The following is an 18,681-nucleotide window of genomic DNA, read 5'->3' as shown; positions in this document are numbered from 1 at the left end:
TGCGTCGCGCGTGTCTCGTGCACGCCGCCGGGCACTCAGGCTAACCCGTACGGCCGCATGTGAGCCGTTGCCCGGTAAAGTAGCGCGGGTGAACTCCGCACCACTTGACTCCGCAGCGTCCGGCCCGACTCCCACGAGCACGGCCGACAAGATCGCCGACCTCAGGGCCCGCCACGCGGAAGCGGTGACGCAGGCGGAGGAGGTCTCCGCGTCGAAGCAGCACGCGAAGGGCAAGAAGACCGCCCGCGAGCGCATCCTCGAGCTCCTCGACCCGGGTTCGTTCGTCGAGCTGGACGAGTACGTTCGGCACCGGACGACGGCGTTCGGCATGGATGCGCGCCGCCCGTACGGCGACGCGGTCATCACCGGCACCGGCACGATCCACGGTCGCGGAGTCGCGGTGTACTCGCAGGACTTCACGACGTTCGGCGGCTCGCTCGGCGAGGTCGCCGGCGAGAAGATCATCAAGATCATGGACCACGCCATGAAGGTGGGGGTGCCGATCATCGGCATGCTCGACTCGGGCGGGGCGCGCATCCAGGAAGGCGTCGTCGCGCTCGGCAAGTACGGTGAGATCTTCCGCCGGAACACGCAGGCCTCCGGCGTCATCCCGCAGATCTCCATCGTCATGGGTCCCGCTGCGGGTGGGGCCGTGTACTCCCCCGCGCTCACGGACTTCGTCATCATGGTCGACAAGACGAGCCACATGTTCGTGACGGGGCCCGACGTCATCAAGACGGTGACGGGCGAGGAGGTCGGCTTCGAGGAGCTGGGCGGCGCGCTCGCGCACAACCGCACCTCGGGCGTCTCCCACTACCTGGCAGCGGACGAGGACGACGCGCTCGACTACGCGCGCCAGCTCCTCTCGTTCCTCCCTGACAACAACCAGGCGGAGCTGCCGAGCTACGACATCGAGACGGAGCTCGAGGTCACAGACCTCGACAAGAAGCTCAACACCGTCATCCCGGACTCCCCGAACCAGCCGTACGACGTGAAGCAGGTCATCGAGCTCATCGTCGACGACGGCGACTTCCTCGAGGTGCAGCCGCTGTTCGCGCCGAACATCATCATCGGGTTCGCGCGCGTCGACGGCACCTCTGTCGGCATCGTCGCGAACCAGCCGAACGCCATGGCGGGCACCCTCAACATCGAGGCCGGCGAGAAGGCCTCCAGGTTCGTCCGCTTCTGCGACGCGTTCTCCATCCCGATCCTCACGCTCGTGGATGTGCCCGGCTACCTGCCAGGCACCGACCAGGAGTGGTCGGGCGTCATCCGCCGCGGCGCGAAGCTGCTCTACGCGTATGCGGAGGCGACTGTGCCGCTCGTCACCGTCATCCTGCGCAAGGCCTACGGCGGCGCGTACATCGTCATGGGGTCGAAGCAGCTCGGCGCCGACCTGAACTTCGCGTGGCCGACGGCCGAGATCGCCGTCATGGGTGGACAGGGGGCCGTGAACATCCTCTACCGCGGCGAGATCAAGCGCGCCGAGGAGGCCGGGGAGGACGTGGCCGCCGTGCGCACGCGCCTCGCGAACGAGTACACGTACAACGTGGCGTCTCCCTTCCTCGCCGCGGAGCGCGGTGAGCTCGACTCGGTCATCGAACCGGCGTCGACCCGCGTCATCGTCGCGAAGGCGTTGCGCACGCTGCGCACGAAGCGCGCTTCGCTGCCACCCAAGAAGCATGGGAACATCCCGCTGTGAGCCAGGAGCAGATTCCCTCGCACGTCGGCCTCGAGCACATCGTGCGCACGGTCAGCGGCAATCCGAGCGAGGACGAGCTCGCCGCGGCGACGCTTGTGCTCGCGTCGATGATCGAGTCCGCGCAGGACCTCGACCGACCGCGTGACATCGTCAGGCGGCGCACGACGTGGGAGCTCTCCCAGCGCGGGATGCGGGGCGGCGGCTCCGCGAGCGACCCGTTCGGCGGCTCCTACCGGAGCTGATCCCAACCGCATGCGAACCGAGCGATCGTCTGGCGGGTTCCTGTTCGCCGTCGTCGCCTTGCTTGCCGTGGTGCTGGTGTTCGCGACTCCTGCCGGTGTGCCCTCGGACGACGAGGGTGGTGCGAGTGCGGCAGAGCCGTGGAGCGCTGAGGGCGTCCGCGAGTGGTTCGAGGTCAACGTCTTCGGCACGCAGTCCCGCTTCGAACCGGTCGTCGTCGCGCCGGAGGATGCGCAGAGCTCCTCGTTGAGCTACCCGCCGCTCGTCACGGCCCCGCTTGGTCCGTGGCCGGAGGGGGACGCAGGCATCGACGCGTTCATCGCGGCATCCGGTGTTCCTGCGACCTGGGCTGCGGATGGCCAGACGGCCTGCCCTGAGGGCGCGCAGGCCTGCACGAAGCAGTCCTGGTGCGAGGGCAGCGGCTGCCCGGTCGAGCCGCCGACGGCCAGCATCCATCTGCGGGCGGATGATGCGACGCTGTTCCCGACGATCACGGAGGTGGGCGCGTCGGTCCTGATCCATGAGCTGGGCCACGCGCAGCAGGCGTACGTCTTCCCGAACCCGGACGAGATGATCCGCGTGCTGGAGGAGGAAGGATATGGGCAGTTCTCCGGCTGGGACGGCAGCACCGTCCCCGCGGTCGAGGGGCACGCCGAGTGCTACACGCAGGCGCTCATCGCGAGCTCAGCGTATTTCGCGGACTGCCCGGTTGATCGGAAGGAGCGCGCCGTTGCGCTGCTTCTCGAGAAGCGGTCCTGAAGCGCCCATTTTGTCGCTACAGTGAGCGAAAACCACCGAGCCTCCAGGGGGAGAACATGGCGAAGAGCACCGTCACATCAGCACTCGCGATCGGAGCACTCGCGCTCCTCGGGTTCGGCCTCACCGGCTGCTCAGCGGCGCAGGAGATCGCGGACTCGGTCGAGAGCGAGGTCTCCGGTGGTGAGAGCGAGGTCCGCGACGACGAGACGCAGGAGGTCACCGAGTCGGGTGACCTCGACGTCTTCAAGCTCGCGATGGGTGACTGCTTCAACGACGCCGGCAGCACCATGGTCAGCGAGATACCTGTCGTGCCGTGCTCGGAGCCGCACGACTTCGAGGTGTACTTCGAGGTCGAGATGCCCGCGGGCGAGTACCCGGGAGACGAAGCCATCAGCGCGCAGGCGGAAGCCGACTGCACGGCGCAGTTCGCGACCTTCGTGGGGCTTCCCTACGAGGAGAGCGCGCTGAACTTCAGCTACCTCACTCCCACCCAGCAGAGCTGGGATGACGCCGATGACCGCCTCATCCAGTGCATCGTCACCGACGAGGCCGCGCAGACGACGGGCAGCCTCGCCGGCGCAGCTCGCTAGGACGCTCTGGTCTCGTCGTTCGACAGAGGCCGTGCGACGAACGCCGGGCGCCTCGCGGATGCGAGTGCCCGGCGTTCTTCGCGTGTGGCGACGTCGTTCGGGTCAGGCTCGCACGAAGCGCGCGATCGTCTCGAAGTGGTGGGTGTTCGGGAAGAGGTCGTAGGCGCGCATCCACTCGAGCGCGTAGCCGTGCGCGAGGAGGAGGCCCGTGTCGCGTGCGAGGGCGACTGGATCGCAGGCGACGTAGATGAGCTGGGCTGGCGCGAAGCCGGCGATGCGGTCGACGACGTCTTTGCCTGCACCCGAGCGGGGTGGGTCGAGGATGACCGTGCCGCGGCTGATGCCTTCCCGGTCGAGGTGCGTGGCGTCACGTTCGAGGTGCGCGAGGTACTGGTCGACGCGTGCGGTCGCGGCGCTCGCGCCGCGCCATTCGGCGAGGTTCGCCGCGGCGTGGCGGGTGGCCGCCGCGTTCGACTCGACGGTCTCGATGAACGCGCCTGGTCCGGCTTCCTGAGCGAAGGCGGCGGCGAGCAGGCCGACGCCGCCGTAGAGGTCGAGGTTCACGGCCTCCGCGTCGACAAGTGCCGGGTCGATCGCGTCCGCGACGGCGTTGGAGAGGGTCTCGGCGGCGAGTCGGTGCACCTGCCAGAACCCGTCTTCGTCGACCCGGTACTCGCGCCCGTTGACGACCTCGGTGACCACGCCCGGCTTGCGCCCGTGGGCGCCGTCGAGGATGGTCCGCATGCGCGTGTCGAGCTCAGCCGGCGCGACGAGTTCGATGCGCCCGGTTCCAGCGAGGCGCTCGCCGAGGGGAGCCAGCTCCTCGATGTCGCCGTGCGCGAGCGGCAGCGTCTCGGTCTCGACGACGCGGTGCGAACGCGCGGCGTACGGGCCGACGCGGCCGTCCTTGTCGACGTGCAGGGTCACGCGGGTGCGCCACCGGGTGCCACCGTTCTCGTCGTCGCCGAGCAGCGGTTCGACGACGCCCTGCCATTCGTGGCCGGCGAAGCGCGCCATGGATTCGCTGAGCACCTGCGCTTTGAGCTCCCGCTGCCGGGCGAGGCGGATGTGTCCGAGCTCGGCACCGCCAGCCCGGTCCTCCGGAGCTCGCTCGATGCTCGCCTCCTGCCAGACGTGCACCTGGCGGTCGGCGGACGCGCGCAGCACGTCGGTGGCGACGGCCCGAGCGAACGACTTCCGCACCTCGGTGATTCGCGCCCGCACTCGCTCCCCTGGCACGGCGTCGGCGACGAACACGACGCGACCCTCGTGGCGAGCCACGAAGATGCCACCGTGCGCGATGTCGCCGACTTCGAGTTCGACCTCGTCGCCTGGGGTGATCTCCGCCGAAAGGTGCTGGGTCGTGCCGTCCTGGGTCATGCGCTCGAGCCTAGCCGGGTGCGTGCATCCCGCCCTCCGCGTGAGGGTCAGAGGCGGGCGAAGAGGCCGGGGTAGGTGAGGACGAAGCCCTGCTCGTCGGTCGTGATCTCACGCTCGAAGGAGCCATCGACTGCTTGGAAGAGGTAGCGGGTGCGACTGAGGCGGCGGTACCGCTGGCGGTCGAGGAAGACGGAGAACGTCTCGGTGTCGATGTAGGCGACCTCGATCTCGCGCTGCTCACCGACCTCGAGGCCGAGCCTGCGCATCGGAAGCGTGTTGGTGAGCGGCGTCGCGCGGATGTCCACATCCAGTGCCCCGCTCAACTCGGGGGCTGGACGATCGCCGACGCGCCAGTCGCCGCGGCCATTGGACGTGATGGCGAGGCTCTCCCCTGAGCGGGGACGGCGAAGGGAGACGAGCCTGGTGCGCAGCACGGGGTCCGTCTCGAGCAGGTATTCGAGCACCGGATCCTGCGCCTGGACGGGTGCGCCGGCGACGGGCGCTGAGATCCGGGAGTTCGCAGTGAGGGCTCCGACGGCGTTCTCGACGACGCTCGCCGACTCGACATGGCCGGTCGCCTCGGCCACCCAGGCGAGCGTGGCGGGGGCAGACACGGCCTCGACGCCTGGCGCATCCCACACCACCGATGAGCGGGAGAACCTGGTCTGCCTCGGCGCACGGTACCGCGATTCGAGACGGGTCACCCGACGCCCCTCCCCTCGGAATCTGGGCGCTGGGCCGAACTGCGGAGCCTGATGAGCATGCGAGAGATCGTATGCAAGCGGCCTTGGCGCACTCTGGCAGGAGCTGGCGCGTTGGCTGACCGCGCCCTGACCAACGCCCGGGGAGCGGTCTCGCGTGCCCTCCACCGCCGCGTCCTCCCACAGCCCCGGTACCCTCGCCTCATGCGCTTGTACCTCGCCTCGACGTCGCCCGCCCGCCTCATGCTGCTCCGCCAGGCGGGCATCGAGCCCGTCGTCATCCCGTCGAGTGTGGACGAGGACGCCGTGATCGAGGCCCGCCTCGCCGAGGGCCCTCTCGATCCGAGCGACTACGTGCAGCTGCTCGCTCGGGCCAAGGCACTCGCGGTCGCGGATGCGCCAGACCCGTCGACGGGAGAACCGCTCGACGGGCTGGTGCTCGGCGGCGACTCGATGTTCGAGATCGGTGGCCGGATGCACGGCAAGCCCTACGAGCCGCAGGCGGCCCGCGAGCGCTGGCTCGGGCAGCGAGGCCAGACGGGCACGCTGTGGTCCGGGCACTGGCTCGTCGACCGCCGTGGCGGCTCGAGCGCTTCCGGGGACGGGGTCGGGAGCACCGCGAGCGCGAGCGTGACATTCGCCGGCGACCTCGACGACGCAGAGATCGACGCCTACGTCGCCTCGGGCGAGCCGTTGCACGTGGCCGGCGCTTTCACGATCGACTCCCTCGGGGCGCCGTTCATCGACCGCATCGAGGGCGACCCGTCGACGGTCGTGGGGCTCTCGCTGCCCGCGCTCCGACGGCTCGTACGCGGGTTCGGCGTCGAGTGGCCGGAGCTCTGGAACCGGGCCTGACCCTCCGCGACCCACGGGCTCGCGGCATCCCCCGAACAAGTGATCTCGCGTATTCGGACACAAAATGAGCACAGACGCTCCTCACGTCTAGCGGATGTCGGAGGCCGGGCGTAACGTCGCGCTCGAGTCGTCAACGGTGACGCCTCACAGGGGAGGGGTCCTGCCATGTCCGCACACTCATCAGGAGCTTCTGGGCCAGCCCAGGAGATCGTCGACCAGCTCGGTGGGGCCGGGAACATCGACAATCTCACGCACTGCGCCACCCGGCTGCGATTCCAGCTTCGCGACGCATCCGGCATCGACCAGGCGGCCGTCGAAGCCATCCCCGGCGTCATGGGAGTCGTACCCCAGTCGGGTGACCGCTACCAGGTTGTCATCGGTGGCGGCGTGCAGAACGTCTACAACGACATCCAGGCGCTCCCCTCCATGTCGGGAGGCGGGGCGCCCGCTGATCCGGAGGACGCGGCGTCCATCAAGGCGGCCGCGAGGGCGAAGGGGCCCCGCGGCAAGTTCGCCTGGCTCGACAGTGTCTTCGAGTTCCTGTCCGACTCGTTCCGGCCCATCCTCGGGGCGCTGCTCGGCGCATCCCTGTTCATCACGTTCATGGCGCTCATGAGCACCCTCGGCGTCATCCCCAACTGGGCCGACCCGCGCACCGACCTGCCACCGTCGTGGCGTTTCCTGAACCTGTGCTGGCAGGCGGTGTTCGTCTTCCTCCCCCTCTACATCGCCTACAACGCGTCGAAGCGAGTCGGGGCCGACCCGTGGATCGGCTTCGCCATCATGGGCGTCGTCATGCTGCCCGGCTTCACAGGACTCAGCGACGGCATCGACCCGATCGAGGTCTTCGGCTCCGAGGTGTCGGTCGTGCCGATCTTCGGACTGCCGCTGACCGTCTTCGACTACAGCTCGCAGGTGTTCCCGCCGCTGCTCATGGCCGCGCTGCTCGGGCCCCTGTACAAGGGCTTGAAGAAGCTCATCCCCGAAGACCTCCACCTTATCTTCGTGCCGTTCCTGAGCATGCTGATCATGATCCCGCTCACTGCATTCCTCATCGGGCCCATCGGCGTCTACACGGGTGCCGGCCTCGCGAACCTGCTGCGGGCGATCAACGACTTCTCGCCGCTCATCTTCGCCATCGTCATCCCGCTCGCCTACCCGTTCATGGTGCCGCTCGGCCTGCACTGGCCCATCAACGCGATCATGCTCCTCAACATCCAGACACTCGGCTACGACTACATCCAAGGCCCCATGGGTGCTTGGAACTTCGCCTGCTTCGGCGCCACGGCGGGTGTGCTGTACCTGTCGATCCGCGAGAAGGATGCGCAGATGCGGCAGACCTCCACGGGCGCCCTCGCAGCTGGCCTCCTCGGCGGCATCTCGGAGCCGTCGCTGTACGGCATCCATCTGCGGTTCAAGCGCATCTACGGGCGGATGCTCGTCGGCTGCCTCGTGGGCGGCGTCATCATCGGCATCGGCGGCGGCGTCAAGACGAGCGCCTTCGTCTTCACCTCGCTCCTCACGATCCCGGCCTTCGACAACATCCCGCTGTACGCCACCGCGGTCGGCGCGGCGTTCTTCGTGGCGATGTTCCTGGTCATCTTCTCCGGGTACCGCAGCCCCGAGCAGCAGGCGGCCTTCGAGGCGGCCCGCGTGCCTGTGGCCGATCTCGAGACCGCGAAGAAGGGCGAGAGCACGGACGATGTCATCGCGGCGGCCGGCGCCCGCGAGGCAGAGACGCGGCCGCACACCGTCGAAGTCCTCTCCCCGCTCGACGGTGAGATCGTGGCGCTCGCCGAGGTCCCGGACGCCGTCTTCAGCCAGGGCATCATGGGCCCCGGCGCCGCCATCAAGCCGAGCGGGAACGTCGTCTACGCGCCCGGAACCGGAACGGTCGCCGTCGCGCAGGCAACCGGGCACGCGTTCGGCCTGCAGCTCGACAACGGGCTGGAGGTGCTCATCCACGTCGGCATCGACACGGTCGAACTCGACGGGAAGGGGTTCGACGTCAAGGTCAAGGCTGGTGACACGGTGACGCCGGAAACCGTGCTCGTCGAGTTCGACCGCGACGTCGTGGAGGCGGCCGGCTTCTCACTCATCACGCCGGTCATCGTGCTGAACGCGGCCGCGTTCGCGTCGGTCGAGGCGGTCGGCCTCGGGGACGGGAAGGTCGGCACGCCGATCCTCGAGGCGGTGACGAAGGTGACCGCCTCCAGCGACGTGTAGCTGGCGCCGCTCGTCTCGACCAGGGGACGGCGCGCGTCAGCCCCGCGCGGCGCGGATCTCCCTCGCTGAGACGAGCAGCGTCAGGGCGCGTGCGTCGAACGAGTGGAACTCGGCGACCTTGCGCGCGGTCGCCAGTCGCTCCTCCGGAGTCGGCCATCCGGCCGCCCCTTCCGCGAGGAGACCACGCAGCTCATCGACGGAGGAGTAGGTGCGCACGGAGCCACCGAACTCGACGGGGAACCCACCGGTGATCTGGTCGGAGACGACGGCGGCACCGGCGGCGACGGCGTCGAACAGTCGGTTGGAGACGAAACCGTGCTGCGCCATGTCGTCCCAGTGGTCGTTGAGCACGATGCGTGCACCCCGGTAGGCGCCGGGAGCGGCGGCGTTGTCGAGGTACTCGGACGTGATGTGGCGTGCGTCGATGAACTGGTCCCAGAGGTCGCCGTACACCTCGAGGTCGGCGCCAGCGGCGATGGAGTCGCGCACGATGGGCCGGAAGACGTTGCGCGAGCGCCCGACGAACAGCACTCCGGACTCGAGGTCGTCCGGCTGAGGCTCAGGCGTGAACCGGTCGGCGTTCGTGGCCTGCAGCAGGGGGCGGATCTCGCGGTCCGGGCGCGACATGACGGCAGCCCATGGCACGCTCGCGGCGAGACGCAGGTCGAAGGGCAGGTCGAGCTCTTCCTCGCTCACCCAGTCCGGGTGGCTGATGATCCAGAGGATGTTGACGGCTCCGTCGACGAGCTCGGGGCGGTGGAACCCACGCAGGTGCACGGCAACATCGTCCTGCACGCTCGGGTCGGGCCGGTTGCGCGTCTCCCAGCGGTCGACGTACACGGTCTGCCCGAGGCGGCGCAGGGCGGCCGCGAGGTCGTCCGCGTAGAACACGTCTCCCCAGACGTCACCCTCCGGGGAATCTGGAGCCGGCACCTTGATGGCCCACGTCAGCGGGGGCTCGTCCGCGGGCGCTCCGACGACACGCTTGGCGCGGGACAGCAGGGTTCGAAGGAGGTTCTCGGCGCGGGGGGACACCGGGTCAGCTTAACCGTCAGACGGCGTCGACCCCATCTCGGGTCATCGCGGCGCGACGACGGCTGCGCCTCGGATGAGTTCCTCCAGGGTGCGGACGCAGATAGCCGGAACGGGGAGCCCCGACTGTTCAGCGGCGACGCGGATGCGCTCCTCGATGTCGGCGTTCTCGGCGAGCTGGTCGGCGGCTTCTATCTCGGCCGCGGCCTCGCGGACGAGGATGAGCTGCGCGTCGGCCGGCCAGCGGTGCGCTCGTTCGGCGACGCGCGCTACGCCGTGGGACCCAGCCCCCTGGAGCTTGCCGAGGAGACGCTCCGCGACCTGCTCGGCGGTCCCCTCGCCGAGCTCACCGACCAGCACGCCGAAGTGCGTGACCTCGCCGAGGTTCAACTCGATGCTCTCGCGCAGCTCCGCGAGCGCCTGGGGGGTTGTCGCGGTGAGTTCGACGGGCATGATCGCGTCGGCATAGTCGTCGACGAGCAGCGCGAAGGGCGCGACGTCGCGCCCCACGATGGCAACCGTGCTGCCGCCGCGCAGGAGGGCGTCGGCGAGGCGCCGGTCGGCCCCGTTCTCGCCGCCGGCGATGCACCAGATCTCGTTGGTCATGATCGACTCCGTTCTCCGCGGCGCGCTCGCTCGGGCGCCTGCACCCCGAACTATACTTAGGTGCATCCTCACTATTAGAGTGAAGCTTGGCAATCTCAGGAGGTTCCCATGCAAGCAGACGCTTCACGCGACGAGCTGCTCACACAGCTGAACGACGTCCGAGCCGAACTCACCCGCGGGCTTTCCGCCAGACACATGGCCCCCTTCCTCGAGCTCGACATCACCGCACAGCAGCTGAAGACCGTCTTCCTCGTCACGACCGGCACCGTCACGACGATCTCGCAGGCCGCCGAGCACCTCGGGGTCGCCGTCCCCACCGCCTCCGCGAGCATCGACAAGCTCGTCGAGCTCGGCCTCCTGACCCGCACCGAAGGCAAGCCCGACCGGCGCATCCGACACCTCACGCCCACTCGCAAGGCCATTCGGCTGCACGAGCGCTTCCTCGGGCTCCGGACCGACACCGACGAGTTCGCCGCGCACTTGAGCGACGAGGAGCTGCGGGGCCTCGTGCTCGGATTCGAGGGCATCCGCCGCGTGCTCCGCCAGCTGTCAGACGGAGCAGACGCGACGGACGGCGCCGGCGCGGTCGGCGCCTGACCTCACTCAGGGCGCGAGCGACCGCCAGAACAGCTCGAGGGATCGGCGAGCCAGAGCCTCACGCTCCCCGCGCGGCGTGCGAGGCAGCACCCCGGCGAGCATCGAAAGCAGCAGGAGCACGTCCTCCGCGCTGATGTCGCTCCCGACCCGGCCGGCCGAGCGCTCCCGCGGGAGGGCGATGTCGAGCACCGTGAGCATGCGGTCGCGCACCGTCGAGCCGTGCGCGTCGCCGACGTCCGTCAGGGTGAGCTGGATGAGCCCGACCGACACGAGCATCTGCTGGACGATGAGGTCGAGGAGGTCCGCGAGGCCAGCGCTCGGCGACTGCATGAGCTCCTCCAGCTCGACGACGGCGTCGCCGAACACCGCGAGCGCCAGTGCGCCCCGCGTGGGGAAGTGCCGGTAGAGGCTGCCCTGGCCGACGCCGGCCAGCCTGGCGACGGCGCTGAGCGGCGCATCCACTCCCCCCTCGGCGAAGACGACTCGCGCGGCCTCGATGAGGGCGCGGCGATTCTCGGGCCCCGCGCTTGGTCCCCGATTGGCTTTCGCTGGAGTCGACACCGGGATAGCATAATCCGGACAGCGTTGTCCGGTTCGTTCGAGCCGGCGCTGTCACCGCCTGACTCGGGGCTCCGGCGAGCGGCGAGCGGCGAGCGGCGGACCGAGCAGAAAGCTGGCACCCAGATGACCTCGAGCGCGAACCCCCTGACCGCCGACAACACCATCGGCGAATGGCTCACCGATCCGACCGGCGGCGTGGTGATCCGCGAGATCCTCGCTCAGGGCGGGCAGGATGCCTCTTCCCTCTCGCCCGTCGCGGGCGTGCCCCTCTCGCAGCTCGTCGAGCTCAGCCAGGGCAAGTTCCCCCAGGAGATGGTGGATGCGATGATCGCGCGCGTCAACAGCGGCGAGGTCACCCCCGCCTCCCCCGGCGACTTCGGCCCGGTCGCCGACCTCGACGCGCCGCGCGCGCCCCGCGCCGCCGCCTGGCTCGAGGCGGTGACCGGCGGACGATTCGCCGGCCAGACCGTCATCGTCACGGGCGCAGGGTCCGGCATCGGCAAGGCCACCGCGTCGCGCATCGCCCGCGAAGGCGGGAGGGTCATCGCCGTCGACGTCTCCGCCGAACGCCTCGCCACCCTCGTCACCGAGCACGAGGGCGCCGACATCGTCACGCTCACGGCCGACATCACCGACGACGCGGGCGTCGCCCAGATCGTCGAGGCCGCCGGTGCGCAGGTTGACGGCCTCGCGAACATCGCCGGCATCATGGACAACATGACGCCCGTCGGCGAGGTCAGCGACGAGATCTGGAACCGCGTCTTCGCCGTGAACGTGACCGGCACGATGAAGCTCATGCGCGCCGTGATCCCGGCGATGCTCGCCGTCGGCAAGGGCGCGATCGTCAACGTGGCCTCCGAGGCCGCCCTCCGCGGGTCGGCTGCTGGCGCCGCCTACACGGCGTCGAAGCACGCCGTGGCCGGCCTCACCAAGTCGAGCGCCTTCATGTACGGCCCGAGCGGACTCCGCATCAACGCCGTCGCACCCGGCGGGGTCGCCACCAACATCGAAGCGCGCTTCGATTCCGAGCTCGGCGCGAAGCGCGTGCAGCAGGGCATGGCGATCATGCCGACGCCGACGACGGGAACCGCCCTCGCCGCATCCATCACCTTCCTGCTGAGCGACGACGGCGTCAACGTGAACGGCGTCATCCTCCCCTCGGACGGCGGCTGGTCGGCCGCGTAGGCCCGCCGCAGGGAGTGCCCGCCGCACGCACGGTGGGCACTCCCCCGCACGTAGGCTTCCCCCATGAGCAAACCCGTCACGCGCACGCGCAAGTTCTTCTGGATCGGCCTCGTCGTGATCGCGCTGGTCTTCATCGGCTCCGGCGTCTACGAGATGCTCGTCTAGCCGCATCCGTCGCCCCGACACCCCTGAACGCAGTTTCGGGATGGGTTTCGCACTTCGAGATGGGAAAGAACCCATCCGGAAGCGCGGAACCCATCCCGAAACGGTGGAGGACTACGAGGTGAGCGTGCGCTCCTCCACGTCCAGGTCGCTGACGGCCTGCTCGAACTGAGAGTTGTAGAGCCTCGCGTACGCGCCGCCCTGCTTCACGAGCTCGTCGTGCGTCCCCTGCTCGACGATGGAGCCGTGCTCCATGACGAGGATCAGGTCGGCGTCGCGGATCGTGGAGAGACGGTGCGCGATGACGAAGCTCGTGCGTCCCTGGCGGAGTGCCGCCATCGCCTGCTGCAGGAGCAGCTCCGTGCGGGTGTCGACCGAGCTCGTCGCCTCATCGAGGATGAGGACCTGCGGGTCGGAGACGAACGCGCGCGCGATGGTGATGAGCTGACGCTCCCCCGCGGAGACGTTGGACGCGTCCTCGTCGAGCACGGTGTCGTACCCCTCCGGGAGGGAATGCACGAAGCGGTCGACGTAGCAGGCGGTCGCAGCCGCGAGCACCTCCTCGTCGGTCGCGTCCTGGCGCCCGTAGCGGATGTTCTCGCGGATCGACCCGGCGAACAGCCACGGGTCCTGCAGCACCATGCCGGTGCGGCTGCGGACGTCATCTCGCCGCAGCTCGGCGATGTCCTGCCCATCCAGCAGGATGCGCCCGCCGTCGAGTTCGTAGAACCGCATGATGAGGTTCACGAGCGTCGACTTGCCAGCACCCGTCGGCCCGACGATCGCGACCGTCTGGCCAGGCTCGACCGAGAAGTTGAGGTTCTCGATGAGCTTCTGCTCGGGGGTGTACGAGAAGGTGACGTCGTCGAAGACGATCTCCCCCGCGCCGTTCGCCGGCTTGAGAGCATCCTTCGAGTCGGGCTCCTGCTCGTCCTCGTCGAGGAGCTCGAACACGCGCTCGGCCGAGGCCGTGCCCGACTGCAGCACGGCGGCCATGCCGCCGAGCTCCGCGAGGGGCTGCGTGAACTGCTGCGAGTACTGGATGAACGCCTGCACGTCACCGAGGCGGAGGTTGCCGCCCGCGACCATGAGGCCACCGAGCACCGCGATGCCCACGTAGGACAGGTTGCCGATGAACATCATCGCCGGCATCATCACGCCCGCCCAGAACTGCGCCTTGAAGGCCGCCTGGAAGAGCTGCTCGTTGTCGACCTGGAACTGCTCACGCGCATCCTGCTCACGTCCGAAGACGCGGACGAGTGCGTGACCCGAGAAGGACTCCTCGACGCGGGCGTTGAGGCGCCCCGTCTTCTTCCACTGCTCGGCGAAGTTCCTCTGCGACTTCGGCCCGATGACACCGAAGATGACCCCCATGAGGGGCAGCGTGACGAGCGCGACGAGCGCGAGCTGCCAGGAGATGGAGAACATCATGACGAGCACGCCGACCACGGTGAGCACGCTCGTGACGACCTGCGACAGCGACTGCTGCATGGTCTGGGTGATGTTGTCGATGTCGTTCGTGACGCGGCTCAGCAGCTCGCCGCGCTGCACGCGGTCGAAGTAGCTGAGCGGCAGCGCGTTGATCTTGCGCTCGACGTCCTCGCGCAGCTTGTACATCGCCTTCATCATGATGATGTTGATGACGTAGCCCTGCAGCCACATGAGCAGCGCCGAGAAGACGTACAGCGCGAGCACGGAGAGCAGCACCATGCCGAGTCGCTCGAAGTTCACACCCTCGCCCGGGGTGATGTCCATGGCCGCGACCATGTCGGCGAACTGCGTCTGGCCGGAGTCGCGGAGCCCCGCGACGACCTGCTCCTTGGAGGCTCCCGAAGGCAGCTGGCTGGAGACCACGCCCTCGAAGATGAGGTTCGTCGCCTCACCCAGCACGCGCGGGGCGATGACCGAGAGCACGACGCCGACCGCGCCGAGGAACGACACGATGATGAGTGCCGCGCGGTAGGGGCGGAGCCTGCCGAGCAGCCTGCCGAAGCTCTGCCCGAAGTTCTTCGCCTTGCCGGGAGCCACGCTGTCCCAGTCGCCGGACGACTGACGAGCCTGTTCGGCGAGCTCGAGCTCGAGCTGCTCCTCCTCCGTCAGGACCTTCTCGACGACCTCCTTGGCCTTGCGACCGCGGCCGCGCGATGCCTTCGCATCCTGCTTCTGGTTCTCTGCGTCACGGCTCATGACTGTGCCTCCACTGCAAGCTGGGAATCCACGATCTCCTTGTACGTCGTGCAGCTCTCGAGCAGCTCGTCGTGCGTTCCGAGACCGACCATGTGACCGTCGTCGAGGACCACGATGCGGTCGGCGTCGACGATGGTCGAGATGCGCTGGGCGACCACGATCTTGGTGACGCCCGGCAGCTGCTCCCAGAGGGCGCGGCGCAGCCTGGCATCGGTCGTGAGGTCGAGCGCCGAGAAGGAGTCATCGAAGACGAACACCTGCGGCTCGTGCACGATCGCGCGAGCGATGGCGAGTCGCTGGCGCTGCCCGCCAGAGACGTTCGTGCCGCCCTGGGCGATGCGCGACTCGAGCTGCTTGTCCTTCTCCTGGACGAACGCCGTGGCCTGCGCGATCTCGAGCGCCTTCCAGAGGTCGTCGTCCGTCGCGGCCTCGCGGCCGTACCGGAGGTTGGAGGCGATCGTGCCGGTGAAGAGGAACGGGCGCTGCGGGACCAGGCCGATGCCGCCCCACAGGAGCTCCGCATCCGCCTGGCGCACGTCGACCCCGTTGACCTTGACGGTGCCACCCGTCGCATCGAACAGGCGCGGGATGAGCGACACGAGCGTCGTCTTGCCCGCACCCGTCGATCCGACGACGGCGACCGTCTCCCCGGGGGCGGCGCGGAACGAGATGCCGGTGAGGACAGGCTCGTCGGCGCCCGGGTACGTGAACTCGACGTCGTCGAACTCGATGACGCCGGGCTCCGGGAAGTCGGTCACCGGGTGCGCCGGCATGATGAGCGTCGACTCGGTGGCGAGCACCTCGGAGATGCGGTCGGCGCTCACCGCGGCGCGCGGGATCATGATCGTCATGAAGCTGGCCATGAGCACGCCCATGAGGATCTGCATGACGTAGGCCATGAACGCGAACAGCGTGCCGATCTCGACCGTGCCCTGGTCGACCTGGATGCCGCCGAACCAGATGACGCCGACCACGGTGATGTTCAGGACGAGCATGGCGAGCGGGAAGAGCGTGACGAAGAGGTCGCCGACGCGCTTGCCGAGCAGGAAGAGGTCGTTGTTCGCGACCTCGAAGCGCTTCTCCTCGATGGGCTCGCGCACGAACGCGCGCACGACGCGCACGCCGGTGAGCTGCTCGCGCAGGATGCGGTTGATGTTGTCGAGCTTCACCTGGAACTGGCGGAACAGCGGCACCATGCGGCTGATGATGATGCCGACCAGCAGGAGCAGCACGGGTGCCGCGACGCCGATGATCCAGGACAGGCCCACGTCCTGCTGCAGGGCCATGATGATGCCGCCGATCGCGAGCATCGGGGCTGAGACCAGCATGGTGGAGCCCATCATGGCGAGCATCTGCACCTGCTGCACGTCGTTCGTGTTGCGCGTGATGAGCGAGCCCGCGCCGAAGCGCGAGACCTCGCGCTCGGAGAAGCTGCTGACCCGGGCGAAGACGTCGGCGCGGATGTCGCGGCCGAGCGCCATGGCGGCGCGGGCGGCGAAGACCGTCGCGATGATCGAGCAGGTGATCTGGCCGAGCGAGATGGCGAGCATGACGGCGCCGGTCGACCAGATGTAGTCGGTGTCGGCGTTGGCAACGCCCTTGTCGATGATGTCGGCGTTGAGTCGCGGCAGGTACAGCGACGCGAGCGCTTGAAGGAACTGGAAGACCAGCACACCCGCGAGGAGCGGCCAGTACTTCCGTAGATAACGGGCGAGGAGCTTACCGAGCATCGATTCTCCGGAACGACGAGGCCTCTTCGACGGCGCATCCACTAACGTGGTGGATGCGCGTCACCGAAGACGCGGAGTGGACGGCAATGTGGGCGGGCCCGGAGCGGACCTGGCACGAATGACCATTGCTGGCTAGGTGCCTGGCTGGGCAAAAAACCGCAGCCCTGTAGCTAAGCACGAGGTGACATCACCTGCAATCGGCTTCCCACCCCATGGGAATGTGTTGCGCCGCCAATGTCGCCCAACTGACAGCACCTCGGCGTGGTGAGAACCTCCAACCGCGCGCATCTGACAACCTTCTCCGGATAAGTTTGTCGAATCGAGCCAAATCCGGCCGCCCCGACCTCAATAGGCTTAGGAACCATGTCGCGAATCTCGAAGCTGCTCATCGCCAACCGTGGCGAAATCGCCGTACGCATCGCACGAGCTGCTCGAGACGCGGGTATCGCCTCCGTCGCCGTGTACGCAGACCAGGACCGCGACGCACCGCACGTTCGCCTCGCTGACGAGGCCTACGCGCTGCGCGGCGCGACCAGCGCCGAGACGTACCTCGTGATCGACAAGCTCCTCTCCATCGCGCGCCGCTCCGGTGCTGACGCCGTGCACCCCGGCTACGGCTTCCTGGCCGAGAACGCCGACTTCGCTCGCGCCGTCATCGGCCAGGGCCTCACCTGGATCGGCCCCTCCCCGGAGGCCATCGAGGCGCTCGGCGACAAGGTCACCGCCCGCCACGTCGCCGAGAAGGTCGGCGCACCGCTCGCCCCAGGGACGCTCAACCCCGTCGAGGGCCCGGACGAGGTGCTCGCCTTCATCGACACGCACGGTCTGCCCGTCGCCATCAAGGCCGCGTTCGGCGGCGGCGGACGCGGACTCAAGGTCGCCCGTGAGCGCGAGGAGGTCGCCGAGCTCTTCGAATCGGCCACTCGCGAGGCCATCACGGCCTTCGGCCGCGGCGAGTGCTTCGTCGAGAAGTACCTCGACAAGCCGCGCCACGTCGAGACGCAGTGCCTCGCCGACGCCCACGGCAACGTGGTCGTCGTCTCGACCCGTGACTGCTCGCTGCAGCGCCGCCACCAGAAGCTCGTCGAAGAGGCCCCCGCCCCCTTCATCACGGCCGAGCAGGAAGCTGAGATGCGTCGCGCCTCGAAAGCCATCCTCAAGGAGGTCGGCTACGTCGGCGCGGGCACCTGCGAGTTCCTCCTCGCCGCCGACGGCACCGTCGCGTTCCTCGAAGTCAACACGCGCCTCCAGGTCGAGCACCCCGTCTCCGAAGAGGTCACAGGCATCGACCTCGTGCGCGAGCAGTTCCGCATCGCGCAGGGCGAGGCCCTCGGCTACGACGACCCCCAGGTGAGCGGCCACTCCTTCGAGTTCCGCATCAACGGCGAGGACCCGGGCCGCGGCTTCTTCCCCGCTCCCGGAACCATCACGACCTTCCGTGTGCCTGGCGGCCCCGGCGTTCGCGTGGACTCGGGTGTCCGCGAGGGCGACATGGTCTCAGGCGCCTTCGACTCGCTGCTCGCGAAGCTCATCGTCACGGGCGCCACCCGCGGGGAAGCACTCGAGCGCTCACGCCGCGCCCTCGAGGACTTCGAGCTCAACGGCATGCCGACGGTGCTCCCGTTCCACCGCTCCGTGGTGCGCGACCCCGCGTTCACGGCCGAGAACGGCGAGTTCGGCGTGTACACGAGCTGGATCGAGACCGAGTACAACAACACCCTCGAGCCGTGGGGCGGCGAGGCAGGCGACGTCAACGAGCCCATCGCTCGGCGCAACGTCGTCGTCGAGGTCAACGACAAGCGCCTCGAGGTGTCCCTCCCCGAGCGCCTGCTTGCAGTGACGGGTGCCGGCCACGGTGGCGCAGGCCGCACCATGGCGGGCCACGCCCCGAAGCGTCGCACGCACACCAACGTCGAGACGCATTCGAGCGGAGACATCACCGCCCCCATGCAGGCGACGATCGTGAAGTTCGCCGTGGCAGAGGGCCAGAAGGTCGTCAAGGGCGACCTGCTGGTCGTGCTCGAGGCCATGAAGATGGAACAGCCCATCCAGGCTCCGCGCGACGGCGTCGTCGCGGCCATCACCGGCACGGCGGGTGAGACCGTCTCGAGCGGCACGAAGCTGCTCGAGCTCGCCGACGCCGAGTAGCCTCGACAGGTGCCCGACGC

General features: G+C 68.8%; 16 protein-coding genes. 9 read left to right on the top strand and 7 right to left on the bottom strand.

Translation table 11 applies throughout. From position 1 onward, the window contains the following. Nucleotides 1-88: 88 nt before the first annotated feature. From ABVF28_RS05145 to ABVF28_RS05130, 4 genes are read left to right on the top strand one after another with little or no spacing between them, the layout of a single operon-like run. Entirely contained in the window at nucleotides 89-1,702 is a 1,614-nt protein-coding gene (locus tag ABVF28_RS05145; protein WP_104252231.1) for an acyl-CoA carboxylase subunit beta, read from the top strand. Then, entirely contained in the window at nucleotides 1,699-1,944 is a 246-nt protein-coding gene (locus ABVF28_RS05140; RefSeq protein WP_244296236.1) for an acyl-CoA carboxylase subunit epsilon, read from the top strand. The genes ABVF28_RS05145 and ABVF28_RS05140 overlap by 4 nt, the downstream gene beginning before the upstream one ends. Before the next feature lie 10 nt (nucleotides 1,945-1,954). Continuing rightward, entirely contained in the window at nucleotides 1,955-2,701 is a 747-nt protein-coding gene (locus tag ABVF28_RS05135) for a hypothetical protein (RefSeq protein ID WP_371029707.1), read from the top strand. A gap of 56 nt (nucleotides 2,702-2,757) precedes the next feature. Beyond that, entirely contained in the window at nucleotides 2,758-3,291 is a 534-nt protein-coding gene (locus ABVF28_RS05130; RefSeq protein ID WP_104312820.1) for a septum formation family protein, read from the top strand. Nucleotides 3,292-3,393: 102 nt separating this feature from the next. On the opposite strand, the gene ABVF28_RS05125 is transcribed toward ABVF28_RS05130, so the two are convergent. Together ABVF28_RS05125 and ABVF28_RS05120 are read right to left on the bottom strand one after the other, a co-directional pair. Then, a complete protein-coding gene (locus tag ABVF28_RS05125; RefSeq protein ID WP_371029706.1) occupies nucleotides 3,394-4,671 on the bottom strand; it encodes a class I SAM-dependent RNA methyltransferase in 1,278 nt (425 codons plus the stop codon). A gap of 47 nt (nucleotides 4,672-4,718) precedes the next feature. After that, complete coding sequence (locus tag ABVF28_RS05120) at nucleotides 4,719-5,375, bottom strand: putative glycolipid-binding domain-containing protein (RefSeq protein ID WP_371029705.1); 657 nt, start codon at nucleotides 5,373-5,375, stop codon at nucleotides 4,719-4,721. A 201-nt stretch (nucleotides 5,376-5,576) separates the two neighbouring features. Here ABVF28_RS05120 and ABVF28_RS05115 point away from each other — a divergent pair, with 201 nt between their 5' ends. Together ABVF28_RS05115 and ABVF28_RS05110 are read left to right on the top strand one after the other, a co-directional pair. After that, nucleotides 5,577-6,227 (top strand): nucleoside triphosphate pyrophosphatase, encoded by a 651-nt coding sequence (locus tag ABVF28_RS05115; RefSeq protein WP_371029704.1) that lies wholly within the window; start codon nucleotides 5,577-5,579, stop codon nucleotides 6,225-6,227. Nucleotides 6,228-6,392: 165 nt separating this feature from the next. Further along, nucleotides 6,393-8,453 (top strand): glucose PTS transporter subunit IIA, encoded by a 2,061-nt coding sequence (locus ABVF28_RS05110; protein ID WP_371029703.1) that lies wholly within the window; start codon nucleotides 6,393-6,395, stop codon nucleotides 8,451-8,453. Between the two features lie 36 nt (nucleotides 8,454-8,489). Here the strand turns inward: ABVF28_RS05110 and ABVF28_RS05105 are convergent, their stop codons facing one another. Both ABVF28_RS05105 and ABVF28_RS05100 read right to left on the bottom strand, forming a co-directional pair. Beyond that, nucleotides 8,490-9,488 carry a hypothetical protein gene (locus ABVF28_RS05105; protein WP_371029702.1) on the bottom strand — a complete coding sequence of 333 codons (999 nt, stop codon included), beginning with the start codon at nucleotides 9,486-9,488 and terminating at the stop codon, nucleotides 8,490-8,492. Between the two features lie 42 nt (nucleotides 9,489-9,530). Further along, nucleotides 9,531-10,091, bottom strand: a complete 561-nt coding sequence (locus ABVF28_RS05100) for a hypothetical protein (RefSeq protein ID WP_371029701.1) — start codon at nucleotides 10,089-10,091, stop codon at nucleotides 9,531-9,533. A gap of 108 nt (nucleotides 10,092-10,199) precedes the next feature. On the opposite strand from ABVF28_RS05100, the gene ABVF28_RS05095 reads away from it, so the two are divergent. Further along, nucleotides 10,200-10,688: a MarR family winged helix-turn-helix transcriptional regulator gene (locus tag ABVF28_RS05095; RefSeq protein WP_104312826.1), complete on the top strand. Its 489-nt coding sequence runs from the start codon at nucleotides 10,200-10,202 to the stop codon at nucleotides 10,686-10,688. Nucleotides 10,689-10,694: 6 nt separating this feature from the next. Here ABVF28_RS05095 and ABVF28_RS05090 read toward each other — a convergent pair whose 3' ends face one another. After that, nucleotides 10,695-11,249, bottom strand: a complete 555-nt coding sequence (locus ABVF28_RS05090) for a TetR/AcrR family transcriptional regulator (protein ID WP_371029700.1) — start codon at nucleotides 11,247-11,249, stop codon at nucleotides 10,695-10,697. 123 nt (nucleotides 11,250-11,372) lie between these two features. Here ABVF28_RS05090 and ABVF28_RS05085 point away from each other — a divergent pair, with 123 nt between their 5' ends. Then, nucleotides 11,373-12,434 carry an SDR family NAD(P)-dependent oxidoreductase gene (locus ABVF28_RS05085; RefSeq protein WP_371029699.1) on the top strand — a complete coding sequence of 354 codons (1,062 nt, stop codon included), beginning with the start codon at nucleotides 11,373-11,375 and terminating at the stop codon, nucleotides 12,432-12,434. A gap of 276 nt (nucleotides 12,435-12,710) precedes the next feature. Here ABVF28_RS05085 and ABVF28_RS05080 read toward each other — a convergent pair whose 3' ends face one another. Both ABVF28_RS05080 and ABVF28_RS05075 read right to left on the bottom strand, forming a co-directional pair. Next, nucleotides 12,711-14,783, bottom strand: coding sequence for an ABC transporter ATP-binding protein (locus tag ABVF28_RS05080; RefSeq protein ID WP_371029698.1), 2,073 nt, complete (start codon nucleotides 14,781-14,783; stop codon nucleotides 12,711-12,713). Next, on the bottom strand, nucleotides 14,780-16,513 hold the full coding sequence (locus ABVF28_RS05075; protein WP_371029697.1) for an ABC transporter ATP-binding protein: 1,734 nt from the start codon (nucleotides 16,511-16,513) through the stop codon (nucleotides 14,780-14,782). The genes ABVF28_RS05080 and ABVF28_RS05075 overlap by 4 nt, the downstream gene beginning before the upstream one ends. 363 nt (nucleotides 16,514-16,876) lie before the next feature. On the opposite strand from ABVF28_RS05075, the gene ABVF28_RS05070 reads away from it, so the two are divergent. Continuing rightward, a complete protein-coding gene (locus ABVF28_RS05070) occupies nucleotides 16,877-18,661 on the top strand; it encodes a biotin carboxylase N-terminal domain-containing protein (protein ID WP_371029696.1) in 1,785 nt (594 codons plus the stop codon). The last annotated feature ends 20 nt before the right edge of the window (nucleotides 18,662-18,681 follow it).

The organism is Pseudoclavibacter sp. JSM 162008, from assembly GCF_041366455.1.
Lineage (GTDB): Bacteria > Actinomycetota > Actinomycetes > Actinomycetales > Microbacteriaceae > Pseudoclavibacter.
The sequence above is the reverse complement of the archived record's forward strand: the minus strand, read 5'-3'. Positions and strand labels throughout refer to the sequence as shown.

Coding starts and splice junctions, on each gene's coding strand:
- ABVF28_RS05135 (WP_371029707.1), top strand. CDS start 1,955: ATGCGAACCGAGCGATCGTCTGGCGGGTTCCTGTTCGCCGTCGTCGCC.
- ABVF28_RS05130 (WP_104312820.1), top strand. CDS start 2,758: ATGGCGAAGAGCACCGTCACATCAGCACTCGCGATCGGAGCACTCGCG.
- ABVF28_RS05125 (WP_371029706.1), bottom strand. CDS start 4,671: ATGACCCAGGACGGCACGACCCAGCACCTTTCGGCGGAGATCACCCCA.
- ABVF28_RS05115 (WP_371029704.1), top strand. CDS start 5,577: ATGCGCTTGTACCTCGCCTCGACGTCGCCCGCCCGCCTCATGCTGCTC.
- ABVF28_RS05110 (WP_371029703.1), top strand. CDS start 6,393: ATGTCCGCACACTCATCAGGAGCTTCTGGGCCAGCCCAGGAGATCGTC.
- ABVF28_RS05100 (WP_371029701.1), bottom strand. CDS start 10,091: ATGACCAACGAGATCTGGTGCATCGCCGGCGGCGAGAACGGGGCCGAC.
- ABVF28_RS05095 (WP_104312826.1), top strand. CDS start 10,200: ATGCAAGCAGACGCTTCACGCGACGAGCTGCTCACACAGCTGAACGAC.
- ABVF28_RS05085 (WP_371029699.1), top strand. CDS start 11,373: ATGACCTCGAGCGCGAACCCCCTGACCGCCGACAACACCATCGGCGAA.
- ABVF28_RS05080 (WP_371029698.1), bottom strand. CDS start 14,783: ATGAGCCGTGACGCAGAGAACCAGAAGCAGGATGCGAAGGCATCGCGC.
- ABVF28_RS05075 (WP_371029697.1), bottom strand. CDS start 16,513: ATGCTCGGTAAGCTCCTCGCCCGTTATCTACGGAAGTACTGGCCGCTC.
- ABVF28_RS05070 (WP_371029696.1), top strand. CDS start 16,877: ATGTCGCGAATCTCGAAGCTGCTCATCGCCAACCGTGGCGAAATCGCC.